At 47.4% G+C, this 17,583-nt stretch carries 18 protein-coding genes and 3 tRNA genes; 1 reads left to right on the forward strand and 20 read right to left on the reverse strand.

Annotated elements, in window-relative coordinates; translation table 11 throughout:
• Nucleotides 1-57: 57 nt before the first annotated feature.
• From DG046_RS02365 to mscL, 10 genes are all read right to left on the reverse strand, one after another.
• The gene (locus DG046_RS02365) at nt 58-1,848 is read right to left on the reverse strand and encodes a VirD4-like conjugal transfer protein, CD1115 family (RefSeq protein WP_108830986.1); all 1,791 of its coding nucleotides are present in this window, start codon (nt 1,846-1,848) and stop codon (nt 58-60) included.
• Nucleotides 1,841-2,575 (reverse strand): phage antirepressor KilAC domain-containing protein, encoded by a 735-nt coding sequence (locus DG046_RS02370; protein WP_108830987.1) that lies wholly within the window; start codon nt 2,573-2,575, stop codon nt 1,841-1,843. Before DG046_RS02370 ends, DG046_RS02365 begins: the two co-directional genes overlap by 8 nt.
• Nucleotides 2,572-3,057, reverse strand: coding sequence for a PcfB family protein (locus DG046_RS02375; protein ID WP_108830988.1), 486 nt, complete (start codon nt 3,055-3,057; stop codon nt 2,572-2,574). Before DG046_RS02375 ends, DG046_RS02370 begins: the two co-directional genes overlap by 4 nt.
• A complete protein-coding gene (locus DG046_RS02380; RefSeq protein ID WP_108830989.1) occupies nt 3,050-3,877 on the reverse strand; it encodes an ATP-binding protein in 828 nt (275 codons plus the stop codon). The genes DG046_RS02375 and DG046_RS02380 overlap by 8 nt, the downstream gene beginning before the upstream one ends.
• Nucleotides 3,874-4,647 (reverse strand): replication initiator protein A, encoded by a 774-nt coding sequence (locus tag DG046_RS02385; RefSeq protein WP_108830990.1) that lies wholly within the window; start codon nt 4,645-4,647, stop codon nt 3,874-3,876. Before DG046_RS02385 ends, DG046_RS02380 begins: the two co-directional genes overlap by 4 nt.
• A 158-nt stretch (nt 4,648-4,805) precedes the next feature.
• A complete protein-coding gene (locus DG046_RS02390) occupies nt 4,806-5,567 on the reverse strand; it encodes an N-6 DNA methylase (protein WP_199909562.1) in 762 nt (253 codons plus the stop codon).
• A gap of 462 nt (nt 5,568-6,029) precedes the next feature.
• The gene (locus DG046_RS02395; protein WP_108830991.1) at nt 6,030-6,995 is read right to left on the reverse strand and encodes a 3D domain-containing protein; all 966 of its coding nucleotides are present in this window, start codon (nt 6,993-6,995) and stop codon (nt 6,030-6,032) included.
• Nucleotides 6,996-7,117: 122 nt separating this feature from the next.
• Nucleotides 7,118-7,747, reverse strand: coding sequence for an NUDIX hydrolase (locus DG046_RS02400; RefSeq protein WP_159082033.1), 630 nt, complete (start codon nt 7,745-7,747; stop codon nt 7,118-7,120).
• On the reverse strand, nt 7,740-8,858 hold the full coding sequence (locus tag DG046_RS02405) for a patatin-like phospholipase family protein (RefSeq protein ID WP_108830993.1): 1,119 nt from the start codon (nt 8,856-8,858) through the stop codon (nt 7,740-7,742). The genes DG046_RS02400 and DG046_RS02405 overlap by 8 nt, the downstream gene beginning before the upstream one ends.
• Entirely contained in the window at nt 8,858-9,313 is a 456-nt protein-coding gene (gene mscL, locus DG046_RS02410) for a large conductance mechanosensitive channel protein MscL (protein WP_108830994.1), read from the reverse strand. Before mscL ends, DG046_RS02405 begins: the two co-directional genes overlap by 1 nt.
• A 71-nt stretch (nt 9,314-9,384) precedes the next feature.
• On the opposite strand from mscL, the gene DG046_RS02415 reads away from it, so the two are divergent.
• Nucleotides 9,385-9,807, forward strand: a complete 423-nt coding sequence (locus tag DG046_RS02415; RefSeq protein ID WP_108830995.1) for a deoxycytidylate deaminase — start codon at nt 9,385-9,387, stop codon at nt 9,805-9,807.
• Here DG046_RS02415 and DG046_RS02420 read toward each other — a convergent pair.
• The 10 genes from DG046_RS02420 to DG046_RS02465 form a co-directional block, all read right to left on the reverse strand.
• Nucleotides 9,785-10,384, reverse strand: coding sequence for a ribonuclease H1 domain-containing protein (locus tag DG046_RS02420; RefSeq protein WP_108830996.1), 600 nt, complete (start codon nt 10,382-10,384; stop codon nt 9,785-9,787). The genes DG046_RS02415 and DG046_RS02420 overlap by 23 nt on opposite strands.
• Nucleotides 10,381-11,670, reverse strand: coding sequence for a nickel pincer cofactor biosynthesis protein LarC (gene larC, locus DG046_RS02425; protein WP_108830997.1), 1,290 nt, complete (start codon nt 11,668-11,670; stop codon nt 10,381-10,383). Before larC ends, DG046_RS02420 begins: the two co-directional genes overlap by 4 nt.
• The gene (gene larE / locus DG046_RS02430) at nt 11,667-12,473 is read right to left on the reverse strand and encodes an ATP-dependent sacrificial sulfur transferase LarE (protein ID WP_108830998.1); all 807 of its coding nucleotides are present in this window, start codon (nt 12,471-12,473) and stop codon (nt 11,667-11,669) included. The genes larC and larE overlap by 4 nt, the downstream gene beginning before the upstream one ends.
• A gap of 53 nt (nt 12,474-12,526) precedes the next feature.
• Nucleotides 12,527-13,519 carry a phosphate acetyltransferase gene (gene pta / locus DG046_RS02435; RefSeq protein ID WP_108830999.1) on the reverse strand — a complete coding sequence of 331 codons (993 nt, stop codon included), beginning with the start codon at nt 13,517-13,519 and terminating at the stop codon, nt 12,527-12,529.
• 162 nt (nt 13,520-13,681) lie between these two features.
• Nucleotides 13,682-13,758 (reverse strand) — tRNA-Pro (locus DG046_RS02440).
• 21 nt (nt 13,759-13,779) lie between these two features.
• Nucleotides 13,780-13,856: transfer RNA gene (locus DG046_RS02445), tRNA-Pro, on the reverse strand.
• Between the two features lie 156 nt (nt 13,857-14,012).
• A tRNA-Arg gene (locus DG046_RS02450) sits at nt 14,013-14,089 on the reverse strand.
• Between the two features lie 35 nt (nt 14,090-14,124).
• Nucleotides 14,125-15,429: a D-alanyl-D-alanine carboxypeptidase family protein gene (locus tag DG046_RS02455; RefSeq protein WP_108831000.1), complete on the reverse strand. Its 1,305-nt coding sequence runs from the start codon at nt 15,427-15,429 to the stop codon at nt 14,125-14,127.
• Nucleotides 15,426-16,550: a non-hydrolyzing UDP-N-acetylglucosamine 2-epimerase gene (gene wecB / locus DG046_RS02460; protein ID WP_108831001.1), complete on the reverse strand. Its 1,125-nt coding sequence runs from the start codon at nt 16,548-16,550 to the stop codon at nt 15,426-15,428. Before wecB ends, DG046_RS02455 begins: the two co-directional genes overlap by 4 nt.
• On the reverse strand, nt 16,547-17,581 hold the full coding sequence (locus DG046_RS02465) for a glycosyltransferase family 4 protein (RefSeq protein ID WP_108831002.1): 1,035 nt from the start codon (nt 17,579-17,581) through the stop codon (nt 16,547-16,549). The genes wecB and DG046_RS02465 overlap by 4 nt, the downstream gene beginning before the upstream one ends.
• Nucleotides 17,582-17,583: the final 2 nt, after the last annotated feature.

A 17,583-nucleotide genomic window follows, 5' to 3' on the forward strand; every position in this document is an offset into this window, starting at 1 on the left:
CTACCTCCATGGTTTATATAGATATTATACCAAAAATATTTTTATCCTAGGCTTAATTCATAATCTTGTAATCAAACTGTTCCTGTTTATTTTTATTTTATCTCTATTTGTTAAATACTCTTCCACATCAAACAAGTTTTTCTTATCATAATCTTCCAACAACTTGTAATTCTTATGCTTTGTAATATCGAATTTATCAGATAGAAAAGGTCTTACTCCTCTTAACTGATAAATACACTTACCGCCATCCATTACAGTTATTTCATCTTGACTCATAAGTTCCTTGCCAGTTTTTTGGTAATTTAGACCAAAAGATTTTTGATTGGATCTTGTTTCTGATGTGTTATATAGGTCTATGGTTTCTTTTCCTAAGGTTTCAGATAATTCTTTTACTGTTGTTTTTTCTTTTCCTCCTAAAAAGAGTGTAGAGTCGCAGTTACCAACTATTGTATCTGCATGGTCTTTATAGATTGCTTTTAATTGAGATTGTGCTTGCAGTATTATGCTTGCCGATATTTCTCTTGAACGAATTGTTGCAATCAATTTTTCAAATTTAGGAATTAATCCTATATTTGCAAACTCATCAAGTAGACACCTAACATGAACTGGAAGTCTTCCACCATACACATCATCTGCCTTATCACATAGAAGATTAAATAGTTGAGAATACATTATTGAAACTACAAAGTTAAAGGTATCATCTGTATCTGATATTATTACGAATAAAGCAGTTTTTCTATCTCCAATTTTATCAAGCTCTAATTCATCTTCGCTCATTAGTTCTCTAAGCTCTCTTATATCAAAAGGTGCAAGTCTTGCTCCACAAGATATTAGAATTGACTTGGCAGTTTTTCCTGCTGCAAGCTTATATTTCTTATATTGCTTAACTGCAAAATGACTTGGGTCTTTCTTTTCAAGAGCTTCAAAAAGCCTATCAATTGGGTTCATATAGGTTTCGTCATCTTCTCTAACCTCACTTGCGTCAATCATATCCAAAAGTGTCTTAAAGTTCTTTTCTTCTTCTGGTGCTTCATAATAGATATAACCGATGAGGGCAGTGTAATATAACTTTTCAGCCTTTACCCAAAAATCTTCTCCTGCCTTTTCTCCATCTCCCTTGGTGTTGGATATAATTGTTTGGACAAGTTTTAAAATATCTTTTTCACTTCTCAAATAAGCAAAGGGATTGTATTTCATAGATTTTTTAAAGTTTATTGTGTTTAATATCTTTATGTCATATCCATTTTCATAAAGCATTTTCCCACACTCTAACACAAGCGTGCCTTTAGGGTCTGTTACTACATAGGAAGAGTGCATTTGCATTAGATTTGGCTTTACATAAAATCTTGTCTTACCTGATCCAGAACCACCTATTACTAATACATTTTTATTTCTAGCGTATTTAGGGTTTTTAGGTCTTGAGTTCATTGTCAGTCTTTCGGTATTAGTTATAAGAACATTGTTTTCAAACTTAGGGTCAATGTATGGAGCAATATCCTTGCTTTCTCCCCATCTTGCAGATCCATATTCCTTACCTTGCCTATATTTCTTTTTGTTTTTACCTTTGCTATAAACAATTAGCTTAACAGTAGCAGCAACTGAAATACCTACTAACAAGTCCCTTGGATTAAGGCTTGGTATATAAGATAAAGTTCCTATATCAGAAATTCCCACCATTATTCTATCAATAATATCTCCTCCAACATAAGAATTGATGTGCTTAGAAAAGATATTTCCAATGTAGAAAAAGGATAGATAAGGAATGTTTGATAATATAAATTTCTTTGGGTTGTCTATTTTAATTAAGTTTTTAATATCAGAAAGAATGGATTCTAATACCTTATTCATCGTAGAAACCTTCACTATCTAATAAAATTAGTAGGTAGCGTCTTCCCTTTGGTGTTATAAATGTTTGTATTCCTACAAGTGTACCTAGTGGATCAACCCATTCCTTTACTTCAAAATATCCCTTGTTCTTATCTGTATAAGGTAAGAGTTTCTTTTTCTTATCTCTATAAATTAATCCCTTATCCATTAAAAAGCTTATAAACTGATTTTGTGGTATCCCTAACTCTTTGGCAGTATTTCTAAAGTTTGTAAGTAAGTTATAATCTACTAATTTGTCATAATAGTCTGCCTTTGGTCTTAATTCTTCAATTTCTTCTTCTCTTTCAGCAATAATTCTATTAGCTACTAAAATCGCATCTGCAAGTAGCTCTTCGTTAGTTTTCTTTTCTTGCCCTGCTATATATCCTCCGTTTTTTCTAATACTTGGTAAGACTTCTCTAGTTACCCAAGCTTTGAATATTTTTGCTTGTGGTAGTTTTGATGAAAGGATAAGTGAATATAATCCTGATTCGTTAATTATTGAAATATTCTGTATTCCTCCGGGGGTGTTCCATTTCGTTACACCCTTATCTTCCTCATCTACATGGTCATAAACAGCTTTTCTTGGATTGACATATCCTAACATAGTTGCTACTTCATTAGCTATAAAGAAAAACTCACCGTCTTTTTCTATAACAGTGAGTTTCCCAAAATTTGTATTTTCAAATGTTTTTAAATTACTTATCATAAGCTTTGCTCCTTATGTTTATTTTTAACTTTATCTTTACTAATTGTGTCCTTAGCCATATCTTTAAACTTATTTATAGTCTTCGTTATTGAATCTTTTCTATCGGCCTTTCTTTCAGAAGCCTTAACCGCTTTTTTAAAGGCATGTTCCATTACCTTTATATCCTTAGATTGAAAAAACACAGAGTGGTTGCCAGTTTCCTTATCTTTCATAACAGAAAACTTCACTCCGTGTTTATTTAAAATTTTCTTTAATTCTTTTAACTCAGGAACTTTTAGATTAATTTCTTCTAACTGCCCCTTTTTAACCATATCCTTTAGCTTTACTTCTTCTCCGTTATTTTTTATTACATTTTTCAAGCCTCCTTGTTCTTCTATTTGCTTGTGAACTTTCTTTAAGGCATCAAGAATTGCTTTACTTGTTGCTTTTGCAAGTCTTACTTCAAGATTAAGACTTGACCTGGATACTTCTTCATTAATCATCTATTCCACCTCCATATAAAAGTAACTCTTTGTATTTTCTTAACTTCTCTTGATGGATTTTTCTTCTAAAATCTTCTCCCGTAACTTTAACTGGTATTGTCATTTCAAGTATTCTTGAATATATCCTCTGATACTCAAGGTCAATATTAGGATTTTGAATAATTTCCAATGATAAGTTTGTAGTAAAAATTGTCGGCCTACCTTTTAAGTATCTTGAGTTTATAATGTTATATACTTGTTCTCTTGCATAAGATGTATCCCTTTCAATTCCAAGGTCATCTAAAATTAACAAAGGAATATTAGATAGGTTATTTATAATTTCATTTGAATCTAGCTTAAATGCTGATTTTTGTATTTTGTTTATAACCTGAGATAAATTCATAATCTTAACTTTAACTTGTTCTCTTTCAATTAATTCATTTGCAATAGAACAAGCAAGATAAGTCTTTCCACTGCCAACATCTCCATGAAATAACAGCCCAACATTGTCTTCCTTCATTTGTTCAAAGCTTTTGGCATAATTATAGGCAACTTTGTAGGCTTGACCTTTTTCATTTAAGAATTTCTCAAAAGTATATTGGTGTTGGATAGGCGATGAGAAGCAATCTCTTTTCAATGACGATATTTTCATCAGTCTTTCTCTTTCTTCGTTTTCCTTATCTCTTTTTATTTCACATTCACATTTGATTCTAGGAATAAACTTTGTAAATCCAAGGTCAAGTAATTCTCCATCAACTCTTTTACCGCATACCTTGCAATAGATATGTCCATTTCTTTCAATATCCTTTTCTCTTAATACAAAATCTTTTAAGCTTTTCATAAACTCTCTCCTATATCGTAATTCATTTTCCTTGTTGTATTATCATTAATATTTTTTGCCTGATCATTAAGATACCAATTGATTAACGTTGCCTTGTGATCTTGATATTCTCTGTTATTTGCTTTCATATATGACGACAATCTATCAATGTACTCACTAATTCTGCTTCCTAACTCATTTGTTAAGTCCTTGTATTCTTCATCAGTCAAAAATATATTTTTATATATCCCATAAGGCTTTTGCCCCTTACTAAAATCATTCTTTCTTAACTCATTATTACTAATATTGTTATAGTTACCTTCCGATTTTCGAAAATCTTGACTTTCGATAATCGAATCTCTTGAATTTCGATTATCGAACTTTTGGAATTTTGTTTTTCGAACTTCTTGATTTTTTAATTCCATATTATTAAATATGCTCATAAAGTCTTTAACATAAATTCTATTAGGCTTTCCAAGTCCTTGTCTTTTCTTCTCAATAAGTCCTATTCCTGATTTAATATCAAGTTCAGCTATTAATTTATTTGCTTTTTCACTCGCACAATTAAATTGATCTTTTATACTTTCAATTGTGTAGTAAATAAAGACTTTTCCATCTTCATCTATCCAGCCATTTTTATATGAAAGACCCATTCGATTAAGCATATATGAATACAAAACTTTAGCTTCAATAGAAATGCTCTCAAAAATTTCATCTTCCATTAATACCATAGGTAACCTAATGAAGTTATACATTTCAGATTGCCTATTATAAAAATAATCAAAATTCATTCCTGCCCCCTTTCTGTGAAATAAAAAAGACGACAGAATTATTGCTTTCTATCGTCTGAGATTTACATATTAAATTTTCATCACAAAATAAGACTCTTTAAAGAATCCTTAGTTTTATTGGTATGCTATTTACAATATCCATTATTAAAATGGATACTCTAAGCAGCACACCAACTATTTATTTTTTGAGTTTTAAACTTTGGTAGAAGTCTTGAACTCCTTATATTTACATAACTATTTGCCCCTATCACTATTATGACACGAAACCCGCAACAAGGGTCGTACAATGTCCCGTCGTAGGGTTCAATCATGGCGGCAATGAGCTGTACCACGTCGTGAGGCGTGTAGAATTCGCCTTCTTCTTTCGTCGCATTGACGGCAAATTCTTTAAGGAAGTATTCGTAAACGTGGCCGATAAGGTCTTTTTCTTGCCCAAATGCTTTGTGGCTAATTTTATTCACTTCATCGACCAGTTTTTTTATGTCATTGGGTGCGAGATTACGTGTCGTAAATGTGCCTTCAATAAAGCAACCTTTTAGATCTTTAGAAGAGGACGCTATGCTATGTAGCGCGGTATCAAGGGACACGTTCAATTTTGGCGCCGGCGTATTTATGATGGTGGACCATCTTGCCTCCGGGGCCAGATTGTAGGTTCCGTCGGCAAAGGTGGCGTCTTCAAAAAATGCGGCTCTGATGTTTTCATCGTCGGGATTAAGCCCCTGTTCGATCAGTGTTTCGCGAAGGGATTCAATGCCGTCTTCGTATTTTTCTCCGATGAAACGTAAAAATACCAAGGTGAGCATCATGTCTCTTTTTTCAAAGAATGAGCCGGAGTTTCGTGCCGCTCGTAGGATATCCCGGCAGTTGAACAATACACTATCTATATTTAACGCTTTTTCAGCAGTTTTTTTCTTTCCCATTTCTCATCCTCCGCCATAAAGTTTGTAATTTCGTTGGCTATGAAAGACAGTACAGATGCACTCCGCCTTATCAGTTGCTGCCATTTTTCGTTGGAATTTCGAATTGAGGACCACCATAGCCCTCGTCTCTTAATTACATAAATCATATCATGTTCCCGCGTGCATATCCACGTAACAAGAATCGATTCGATCCAACATTGTAAAGCTTTGTGATTCACTAAAGAGTCTTCAGGCCCATACGCCCATAAAAAGAGAGATGATCCGCCGACACGAGCTGATCCGGATCAATCATTTGAATTTGTTCTACTTTTTTCTTGTCTTCTTTGTGTAGCATAGCCAACCTCCTTTTTTCTATCTTACTATAATTAAGGCGGATGCTGTTTGATGACACAAAAAAGGGAGGGTGAATCGGATGATTCTCCCTCCCTTTGTCATCACTCTGACGCCCTCGAGCGTCTTTTCTCAATCTTCTAATACATACACGGTGACATTCCTCCGACCGAAGTTGTAGGCTTCTCTTCTGCTATTGTAGAACAGGTCGATGCGATTGCCTTTAATGGCGCCGCCGGTATCTTCGGCCACGGCAAAGCCGTAGGTGGGGAAGCCGTCGGCGCTTTCGATGTAGAGTTTGGTGCCGAGGGGGATCACGCGGGGATCCACGGCCACGGCGCCGACGCGGGCGCGGGTGCCGGAGGCGGTCCATTTGCCGGCGCTGGGATCGTAGGCGGTGCCGTTCATGGTGATTTTCTTTTTGTATTTCTTGCCGTGAATCATGTTTTCCACGGGCTTGGTGCCCACTTCGACGATTTCGTTTTTGCCTTCTTTGATGACGCGGGAGGAGAGGACGATGCGGGCGGTTTCTTCGCCGTTGACGGTGCTGATGCGCACCACTTCTTCCACTTTGCTCGCCTCGCCTTTTTGAATGACGCGCTCACTCCCCGCATCCATTTGGGGATTTTCTCTGCGCTCGGTGGCGAAGGGCACGTCGCGGGCGGCTTTTTCCGTGCGCTCTTTGTAGCGATTGATCCGCAGGATTTCGCCTTCTTTCACGCTGCCTTCCATGGGCGGGGTGACCGTGTCTTTTTCGCCGAGCTTTATGTTCAGCTCTTTCAGTATGTCCGCCACCTTGTTTGAGGTAGCGGAGCGGGTGTAGCTGTGTTTGCCGTCTTTCACGGTAATGGTGTAGCCCGGTTTAATGGTTAAATCCGCCTGCTCGCTCAGTGCTTCCGATGCGCTCGGGAAGGGCACTTGGCCTTTTTCGAGGATGATGTCTTTTTCCAGAAGAAATTCGCCGACGGTGGCAGCGTCGGTTTCGTAGCGAGCGGGGGCGATGCCCGGCCGATTGACGGTGACGGTTTTCGCTTCCGCATGGGCGGGCAGAATGAGGCTCAGGGCGAGTGCCGAAAGCAGGGCGGTCTTTTTTATCACGATGGTATCTCCTTTGTCCGAGTTTTCCGTAATTGGTTACAATTTGTAACTTTCACAAAACCAATTGTACCAATTGGAAAAACCGGGGGCAAGGAAATGGTTGCGATGTCATCTTTTTGTAATTAAAGGAGGGTTTTTAAGAGTTTCGCCACGCCGTACATGATTTTTGCCGTCATGCCCCAGACGATTTGCTCTTTCTTTTCGGCGCCTTTGTAAAAGAAGATGCGGTCGATGTAGTTGTTAAAGGGGGCCACGGTGGTGGTGGGAATGAGTTCGTAGGGAAAGCCGTCGTCATTGTCTTTTTTAAATTCGATGGGGTGCACGTCCGGTTCCGTTTCCAAGAAGAGGCCGAGGGGCACGGTAAAGACGTAGGCCACTTCCGCAGGCTCCGGATCGATAGCGGTTACGTCCACGCCGTGGAGGACGCCGATAAAGCAGTGCACGGCTTTGCTCTGGCGGGTGACCAGGTAGTCGCTTTCGCCTAAGATTTCCAAACAGGCGGGATCGATCCTGAGCTCTTCGACGGTCTCTCGAAAGGCGGCTTCTTCGGGGGTTTCCCCTTCTTCGATGCGGCCGCCGGGGAGGGACACTTCGCCGGTGTGGCTTTTCAGGCGGGCGGAGCGCTTTTCAAAGAGCACGTGAAGCTCTCCTTCTACCTCCACCAAGGCGCACAAGACGGCGTAGCGATGGTCCAGGCCCAGGGGTTCAGGGCGATGGTTTTCTAAAAGACGGGTAATTTTTTCTTTATTCAATGGCCAACCTCTTTCCGCAAAACAGCAAATAGAGCACGCGGTCCAGGGTGGTGACCACCCGCGGATGGACGTGGCTCTTTTCATCCAGGGCCTTTAAAAAGCCTTCCACGGTGTAAAAGGGATCCTTCGGCAGATGGAGCACGTTTCCCCTGGCTTCCATGAGTCCGATAAACAGGGCTTTGTAGCTGTAGTCTTCGGAAAGACCCAGGTCCGCGGCCAAAGAGGGCCACAGGTTTTCCACGATGCCCCGCTCGCCGCTTCCCTTGACCTCGGCCAGGTAGCGGAAGTCTTCCGTGCGGGCGAAAAACAGTTCGCTTAATCGTCTGAAGGCTTCTTTTTCGGAGATGGGATAGAATGTGTAATCCAGTCCGTCGTAGCCCATGATAATTCGCCGGCCGTGGCGGTAGCCCTGCTGCATGCGGTAGGGAGCCAGGTCCGCATCGAAGTGCATGGTGTCGGCCACGGGGCGGGCGGGCCCCAAGACGAGGGCGCCTTCAGGGAGGCGCTCTCCTTTCTTCGGCGGATTGGTTCTGAGAATAATGGGCTCCAAGCCCTTGGCCAAGACCATTTCGTAGGGCAGATTGTTCCCCACGCCGCCGTCCACGTAAAGTTTTCCGTCGATGCGCACGGGCGGAAAGATCGGATAGGCGCAGCTGGCCAAAATGTATTGATGGAGTTTGCCCTCGGGAATGTCTTCCAGATAAAGGTATTCCGTCTTCCCTTCGCTTAGATTGTAGACCACAAGGCCGTAGTCCACGTCGGAGGCGCGAATTTTTTCCTCGTCGATGTGGCGGTGAATCAATTCTTTTAAGGGCGCCACGTCCATATTTAAGGCGGCCCGGGCGGTTTTTGCAATGCGAATAATGTCCGGCGTCTTTTTCGCCTCATCCAGTGAAAGCATCAGCTCTCTGCCCCCTTCGAAAGAGAACTTTTGCCATATATCCGCCAGCACATCGGTGTTTCCCTGAACAATAAAGGCGCCCGTTAAGGCGCCCATGGACGTGCCTACGACGAGGTCGATGTCCGGATGTGTTTCTTGAAGGGCGCGGTAAAGGCCCAGTTGGTAGCTGCCCTTGGCGCCGCCCCCTTCAAGGACCAAGCCTTTGGCCATTACTTATCCTCCAACACGGCGGTGCAGTGGGGGCAGCGGGTGGCTTCGATGTGTACCGGTTCCTTACAGAAGGGGCAGACTTTCGTCGTCGGCGCTTCTTCTTCCTTGTGAATGAAGCGATCTTTCATTTTGCCGATTTGCTTGATGACCATAAAGATCACGAAGGCGATGATGAGAAAATCGATGACGTTTTGCAGGAAGTTCCCGTAGGCCAAAATGGGCGCGCCGCTTTCCGCCGCTTCCACGGGATTGGCGTAGGTCTTTCCGTCTAAGGCCAGGTACATCTTCGTGAGATCCACGCCGCCGAGCAAGAGCCCGATTAAGGGCATGAGCATGTCGTTGACCAGGGACGTGACGATTTTTCCGAAGGCCCCGCCGACGATGACCCCGACGGCCATATCCATGACATTGCCTCTGGCAATGAAGTCTTTAAACTCATTCATTGTCTTTTTCATAAATAATTCCTTTCCTTACTCCTTTTACCAACTTATCCTCCCGTGCTATACTAAACGCGAGGAGGTTTGCTTTGAGAAAATCTTGGGACACCTATTTTATGCAAATCACGGAAATCGTGGCCAGCCGCTCCACTTGCGACCGCGCCTTTGTGGGATGCGTCCTGGTCAATAAAGACCACCGCATCGTCTCCACGGGTTATAACGGCTCGGTGGCAGGCAATCCCCATTGCGACGACGTGGGCCATACCATGCGGGACGGCCACTGCATCGCCACCATTCACGCGGAAATGAACGCGCTCTTGTATTGTGCCAAGGAGGGCATCCCCACCAAGGACACTATCTGTTATGTTACCCATTTTCCCTGCTTAAACTGCACAAAAGCGTTAATTCAGGCGGGAATTCGTGAAGTGGTCTACAAAAACGCTTATCGCGTGGACGACTACGCCTTGAGTTTGTTCGAAAAAAACAATATTACCCTTCGTCAGTTGAGCTGAAGGTCGCCTCTTTCGCCAAGGCATCGGCCCGCTCGTTGCCTTCGACCCCGGTATGGGCTTCGATTTTCACGAAGGTCACGGCCAGTCGATCTTTTACGGAATCATAGAACGCTTTGTAGTCTATGGTTCCTTTTTTATTGCATTTCCACTCGCCTTTGGCCCAATGCTCGATGCCGGCGTAGTCGTAGCAAAGCTTCATGGTGGAAAAGCCTAATTCCAGGGCCTTTTCCATGGCCACGGTGGCCCCTAAAATTTCTCCCGCCACATTGCGCATAGAGGCCATGTCTCCTGTAAAGCGGCAGCTGTCTTCCCAACTTCCGCCTTCCCAGCCCATGGACACGCCGTAGCTGTAGGATTGATCTTCGTGGCGATAGGAGCCGTCCACATAGGCCACGACATCATAGGCATTATCGTCTTTTTCTTCCGAGACTTCTCCCATAAAAGCCATGGCCTCTTCTTCCGTTTTAAAGGATTTGTAAATGGCCCCTTTAAATCCGTGGACCTGGGCCTTGCAGCTGTCCCAGTCTCTATAGATTCCGGGCTCTTTTCCCGCCTTCACGGCGTAATACTTTTTCATAGACTCCGCTCCCACGCCCGGCGCACGGCTTCCACGGTGGTGTCGTGTTTTATGGCCAGAGCCTTTAGATCTTCGTATTCCGGGGATATTTTTTCCATATTTTTATAACGGGCCCTTTTCGTCGCCACGGGACCCAGGGCCGTCATGGTTTCTTCCGCGGTGCGAGGCAGTTCGATTTTTTCCAAGGGGATTTTCTTCACACCCAAGGTGGTGGTGTGCTTAAAGAGCGCCTTCAACACCTTTTCTTCGCTCGCCCCGTCGGCGAGCACGTCCAGGCGGTAGCCCGGGCGATTTTTCTTCATGAAAATCGGCGCAAAGCTCACGTCCCGCGCCCCGGCGTCGAAGAGGCGCTCCATGCAAAAGCCCATGGCCTCGCCGGTCATGTCGTCTAAATTGCAGCTGTAAAAAATCGGCACACGGGCTTCTTCCGTCTCGATGAAAAAGAGGCGAAGCACATTGGCCAAGTCGTGATCCTTTGTGCCGGCACCGTAGGCCACTTTCAAGACTCGTCCCTCGGGGCGGGGCCGGTAGGCGGCCTGAATGCCCTTTAATATGGCGGCGCCGGTGGGGGTGGTGAGCTCTTCTTCCACCGCCGCGCCCCCCAAGGGCACATCCAGTGTGGACAGAATGTGGGCCGTGGCCGGCGCGGGCACGGGATAGGTGCCGTGGGCGCAGGTCACCATGCCGCCGCCGGTGTTGATTTTTCCCACGTAAACGGCTTCCACGCCGCTCGCTACCGTGTAGTAGGCCGCGCCCAACACGTCCACCACGGCGTCCAGCTCGCCCACTTCGTGAAAGTGCACGTCGTGAAGATCCTTGCCGTGGACGGCGGCTTCCGCTTTGGCGAGAGGCAGGTAGATGGCCTTGGCCAGGTCCTTGACCTCCCGCTCGAAGCCGCTCTTTTCGATGAGGGCCAGCATGTCGGCAAGGCCGCGATGATGATGGTGGTGGGCATGCACGTGATCGTCTTTATGATCGTGTTCGTGATGATGATCGTGGTGATGATCATGATCGCCGTGTTCGTGGTGATGATCGTGATCGCCGTGTTCGTGGTGATGTTCGTGATCGTGGTGGTGATGGCCGCGAACTTCCTCGCTCTTTAAATTAAAATAGGTGGCGAGGATCCCGGTCTTCTCCCGCTTTTCAAAAATCACATCCTCGGCGGCGATGCCGAGTGGCGCCAGGCCCTCGAGAAACCCCTTCGGCGACAGGCCCCCGTCCACCATGGCGCCGATAAACATATTGCCGCTGATTCCGCTGAAGGGATCGATGTATAAAACCCTCACGCGTCCTTCAACCCTTCGTTGCCGGAGCCGGAGCGAAAGCCCAACACGTCCAGAGCCGTGTAGGTGACGCCGAGCTCCTTAAAATAAGCCGCCACATCTTCCCTGTGATTGATGAGAAACTTTTGAAAATCCGCCACGGGAATTTCCACGCGGGCCACGCTTCCGTGCAGGCGCATGCGGCAGGTCATGTAACCCAATTCGTGGAGATACGCCTCGCCCTTTTCCGCCACGGCCAAGGCCTCCACCGTGAGCGGCGTACCGTAGGGAATCCGCGTGGCCAAACAGGAATCCGAAGGCTTGTTCCACGTGGGAAGGTCGAAATGTTTCTTCGAAAGGGTCCGCACCATTTCCTTGGTGAACTCTGCTTCCCGCAAGGGGCTCTTTACGCCCAGCTCCTCCAGGGCCTTAAAGCCCGGCCGGTGGTCGGAAAGGTCATCTAAATTCGTGCCGTCTAAAAGCACATCGAAGCCGTGCTCTGCGGCGTATTCCTTCGCCGCGAGAAAGGTCGAGCGCTTGCAATAGTAGCAGCGATTGACCCCATTGGCCATGACGTCTTCGTTCTCTAAAATGCTGGCGTTAATGACATTAATGTCCCAGCCGATCATTTCCGCCAAGACATGGGCGTCGAAGCGCTCCCTGCGGGGATGAAGCTCGTTGACCACGTAAATCCCCATGACATTTTCACGTCCCAATACTTCCGCGGCCACGGCCATTAAAAAGGACGAATCCACGCCGCCGGAATAGGCAACAGCCACCTTGTCGTAGGCGGCAAGATTTTCTTTTAATCGTTTGAAGGCATCCATTTCCTCACCTTTTCAGCATAGAAAAAAAGGCCCTTTCGGGCCGATTTTTTATTTTATCTACCTTGTTCATCTCTCGCGATGCACGCTTGTACGGCTGTGATCAAAGACAATTGATAGGTTTCTTCTTTAGTACAACCACGACTCAGGTCGTTGACCGGCATATTCAAGCCTTGAAGAATCGGACCGATGGCGGTAAATCCACCGAGACGTTGAGCGATCTTGTAGCCGATGTTTCCGCATTCCAAGTTCGGGAAGATGAAGACATTAGCTTGGCCGGCTACATCGGAACCCGGTGCCTTTTTCTTAGCTACTTCGGGATCGATGGCTGCGTCGAATTGAAGTTCACCGTCGACCTTAATTTCCGGATGGGATTCCTTTACCAGGTAGGTAGCGACTTCCACCTTCTTTACCGTGTCGCTCTTTGCGGAGCCCTTGGTAGAGAAGGAAAGCATGGCGATCTTGGGATCGAAACCGAATTGTTTTGCGGCTTCGTCGGTGGTGACAGCCACTTCCGCCAAAGTCGGCGCGTCCATTTCCGTGTTAATGGCACAGTCGGCCATGAGGTAGCATTCTTTGCCTCTGAAGAGAATGAACACACCGGATACGCGGTTGACGCCTTTTTTCGTCTTGATAATTTGAAGGGCGGGAAGAATCGTTTGGCCCGTGGTGTGAACGGCACCGGATACCATGCCGTCGGCATAGCCGGCATAAACCATCATGGTGCCCAGGTAGTTCGGGTCGTGAAGTTGTGCGCGGGCACGGGTTTCGTCGATTTTACCCTTGCGGCGTTCGACGAACTTTTCAACCAATTCATCGTTGTGTTCGAATTGACCGACTTCCACGATTTCCAAACCGGAAATGTCGATGTTTTCTCTCTTGGCCGTCGCTTCGATTTCGTTTCTGAAACCGATGACGATGGGGTGGACTAAGCCTTCTTTTTGGTGCTCAACCGCTGCCCAAAGAACTCTGGGATCTTCACCTTCAGGGAAGACGATGCGAATCCCTTTATGGGTGACTCGAGTGCGTAAATATTCAATGAAAGCCATGTTATTACCGCTCCTTTCTTTTCATTTAGAAAATCATTCTGTTCATTGCCCTGGCCACAGAGGGCCACAGTCATAATAAATATACCACATAACCGGCCTGTGACAAAGCAATATTCGCGACAAAAACCTAAAAAAAGAGACTCGCCGAAGCGAATCTCGATTTGGTCGGAGTGAAAGGATTTGAACCTTCGACCTCATGCTCCCGAAGCATGCGCGCTACCAAACTGCGCTACACCCCGCCGTATTATAAGTGATTAGAGTGGTCGGGGTGAAAGGATTTGAACCTTCGACCCCATGGTCCCAAACCATGTGCGCTACCAAACTGCGCCACACCCCGTAGCAACTTACTTAATCATTATACAGGTGTTGTGAATTTTTTACAAGTCTTTTCTTTTCGCCTGTTTTTCCGCGACTTCTGAGGGCGTTTCATACAGAAGCGCGAATAAAAAAAAGAAAATAGCTAAATTGCAGATCTGCAACTTAGCTATTCATTTGGCGGACCCGATTGGATTCGAACCAACGATCTTTGCCTTCGGAGGGCAACATTCTATCCAGCTGAACTACGGGTCCATACCCGCTTATTGTATCAAGTGGGTATTTTTCTGTCAAGCGGCCTTCTCCATGGCGCGGAACACATCGGCCATAATGTCTCTGAAGGACAAGACGGGATTGGGCTTTTTAATGTCTTCTTTTACATAGACTTTCGCCCGGGCGATTTCTTCGCCTTCGGACACGAAGCGCACCTCGCCCACGGGCTCTTTCTTGGAGTAGGGCGCAACGATGGTTTTGTATTCCATTTCCATGGTGACTTCGGCGCCGTCTTTGACGGTGCGAACCACGTTTTCGTTGACGTAGACCGGGCTTTTTCTCGGGCTCGCCGATTTCAGCGTTAAAAAGTCCAGCTCGTTGGTTTTATCGGCGAGGACTTTGTTTCGCCGGCTCATGGCTTCTTTCGACAGGCGCAGGGAGGCGGCGTAGCGATCCATGTCGTTTTCCGCGCCCATGTAGACCCCGATGAAGCGGGTGCTTAGGAATGGGCCTTCTGCTGGCCTCTCGCCGGTGGCGATAAGGCAGCGGCCGGCGGCGCCGGTGTAGCCGGTCTTCAGTCCGTCGATGCCGGGAAGGATGCCCAACAGGGGATTGGTGGCGTAGCTTCTGTATTCTCTGCCCGGCTCGTCGATTTTCGCCCGGCGCGTGGCATCGAGGATCATGGGGTAGCGTTTTAAAAGACTTCTCGAAAGCTCAAACATTTCCCTGGCCGTGGCCTTGTTGTAGTCGTTGGCTGTATAATCCGTGAGGCCGTGGACGTTGATGAAGTGCATGTGGCTGAAGCCCATTTCCTTGGCTTTGGCGTTCATGCGAGCCACAAAGGCCTGCTCGTTGCCGGCGATGCGATCGGCCAGGGCGATCATGGCGTCGTTTCCGGAGACGATCATGCCGGCGTGAATGAGCTCTTCTACTGTGTAGACTTCCCCTTCTTTGGTCTTGTAGACGCTGCCGTGCATGGCCGCCGCCGCGTGGTCGATGGTGACGGGATCTTTCATTCCGATTTCGCCTTTGTCCACGGCGTCCATGACGCAGTAGATGGTCATGAGCTTTGTGGTGGAGGCGAGGCCCACCGGCGTGTCGGCGTTAAATTCTTTGTAGATGGCGCCGGTTTCGTAATCGCCGATGATGTAGCTTTTTAAGAGGACTTCGTCGGGCTTGGCCATGGCGGCGTCGAATTCTTTTTTCTCCGTGGCGGTCATGGGCTGCACCCCCTGGCCCGTGCGGATTTTTTCTTTCTGATCCCGCGGCTCCGCCACTTTTTCTCCGGGCTGTTGCGGCGCATTTTCCGCAGGCGCCGGTGCCGCGCCCAGCAAAAGGCAGAGGCACAAAAGGGCGGGGAGGATTCGCTTCAATCGTTTCACCGGCCGCCTCCTTCTTTTTGATTCTCTAAAATAATATCTACGATGCGCTCCGCCGCCTTGCCGTCGCCGTAGGGATTTAAGGCCTTGGCCATGGCGTCGTAGGCGTTCTTGTCTTCGAGGAGCAGGCGGATGTTGTCGTACACCGCCGCCTCTTCCGTGCCGACCAGCTTCGCCGTGCCGGCCACGATGCCTTCTTCCCGCTCCGTCTCTTCCCGCACGACGAGGACGGGAATGCCGAAGTGGGGCGCCTCTTCCTGAATGCCGCCGCTGTCGGTGACCACGAGGTAGCTTCTCGCCATAATGTTTGAGAAGGGCAAATAGTCCATGGGCTCGATGCGGTGGATGTTTTTCGCACCGCCCAGTTCCGCCTCGGCGATTTCCCGCACTTTGGGATTTAAGTGCACGGGAAAGATCACTTCCACGTCGTCGTAAGCATCAGCGATGCGGCGCACGGCGGAAAAGATCCGCTTCATGGGCGCGCCCAGGTTTTCCCGGCGGTGGCAGGTGAGGAGAATGGTCTTTTTCTTTTTAAAGTCGATGGCGTTTAATGCCGCATCGTCGAAGACGAAATCTTCCCGCTCCGTGTAGGCCAAAGCGTCGATGACGGTGTTGCCCGTAATGTAAATGGTCTTGTCGTCGTAGCCTTCTCTCAAGAGGTTTTGGCGATTGGACTCCGTGGGGGCAAAGTGGTAATTGGCCAGGACCCCGGTGAGCTTGCGATTGGCTTCTTCCGGGTAGGGGGAATAGAGATTGTGGCTCCTGAGGCCCGCTTCCACGTGGCCGATTTTCACGCCGTGGTAGAAGGCGGACAGGGCCGCCGCAAAGACGGTGGAGGTGTCGCCCTGAACGAGGAGCAGGTCGGGCTTGGTGGTTTTAAATATGTCTTCCAAGCCTCTTAAGGAGCGCACGGCGATGTCCGTCAAGCTTTGACCGGGGGTGAAGATGTCCAGATCGTAGTCCGGGACGATGCCGAAGATGTCCAGAACCTGATCCAGCATTTCCCGGTGTTGGCCGGTGACGGCGACGATGCTTTCCACGTCCTTCCGCTCTTTCAGGGCCAGAACGACGGGCGCCATTTTAATGGCTTCGGGCCTTGTGCCGAAGACGGACAGTACTTTCAATGCTCTTCCTCTCTTTCATTTAACAGGCCTAAGAACAGGGCCAATATCCCCACCGCGGCAATGATGATGATGGACGCGATCAGGCCGTTTTTTTCGTGCATGGTGCTTACGATGTTTCCGATAATGCCGAAGACGATGCTCACGCCGTAAAGGGCGAGGACGGTCTGCTTTTGATTGAAGCCGTGGCGCAGGAGGCGGTGGTGCAAATGGCCCTTGTCCGCCTCGGAAATGCTTTTTCCCGAAAGCTTTCTGCGAATCATGGCGAAGGTGGTGTCGAAAACCGGCACGCCTAAGATCAAGACGGGAATTAAGATGGTGATCATGGCCACGGATTTCATGACCCCTTCGATGGCCAGATAGCTCAGTGTAAAGCCCAAAAACAGGGCGCCGGTATCTCCCATAAAGATCTTCGCCGGATTAAAGTTGTAGGGCAAAAAGCCCAAACAGCCTCCGGCCAAGATGGCGGCCAAGGCGGCCATTTCATCGTGATGAAGCCGGTGGGCCACAAACATGAGGCTGACGGATGCGATGGCGCTGATGCCGGCGGCGAGGCCGTCGATTCCGTCGATGAGATTGATGGTGTTGGTAATGCCCACGACCCAAAAGATGGTGATGGGAACGGCGAGCCAATCTAAATTAATGACGAGATTGGTGCCGTAGAAGGGATTCGTGAAAAAGGAGATCTTTGTGCCTCCGACGATCAGTACCGCGGCCGCCAAAATTTCCATGGCGAATTTGGCCTTGGCGCTCATGGCGAATTTGTCGTCGTAAAGGCCCGTGGCCACGATGATCCCGGCGCCTGTGAGAAAGGCGATCTTTTCCCCGTCCACGGGAAGAAAGATCAAGACGCTCACGAGGACGGCGAGGAAAATGGCCAGGCCTCCGCTTAGGGGCATGGCTTTTTTGTGGACTCTGCGCTCGTCTTTGGGGATGTCCATAAAGCCGAAACGAATGGCGCCTTTTCGAACGACGGGCGTGGCGATTAAGCTAATAAGGGCCGCGACGAGAAAGGGCCATAACAATATTTTCATGC

The sequence above is a fragment of the Aedoeadaptatus coli genome (genome assembly GCF_900343085.1).
In the GTDB taxonomy this organism is placed as follows: domain Bacteria; phylum Bacillota; class Clostridia; order Tissierellales; family Peptoniphilaceae; genus Aedoeadaptatus; species Aedoeadaptatus coli.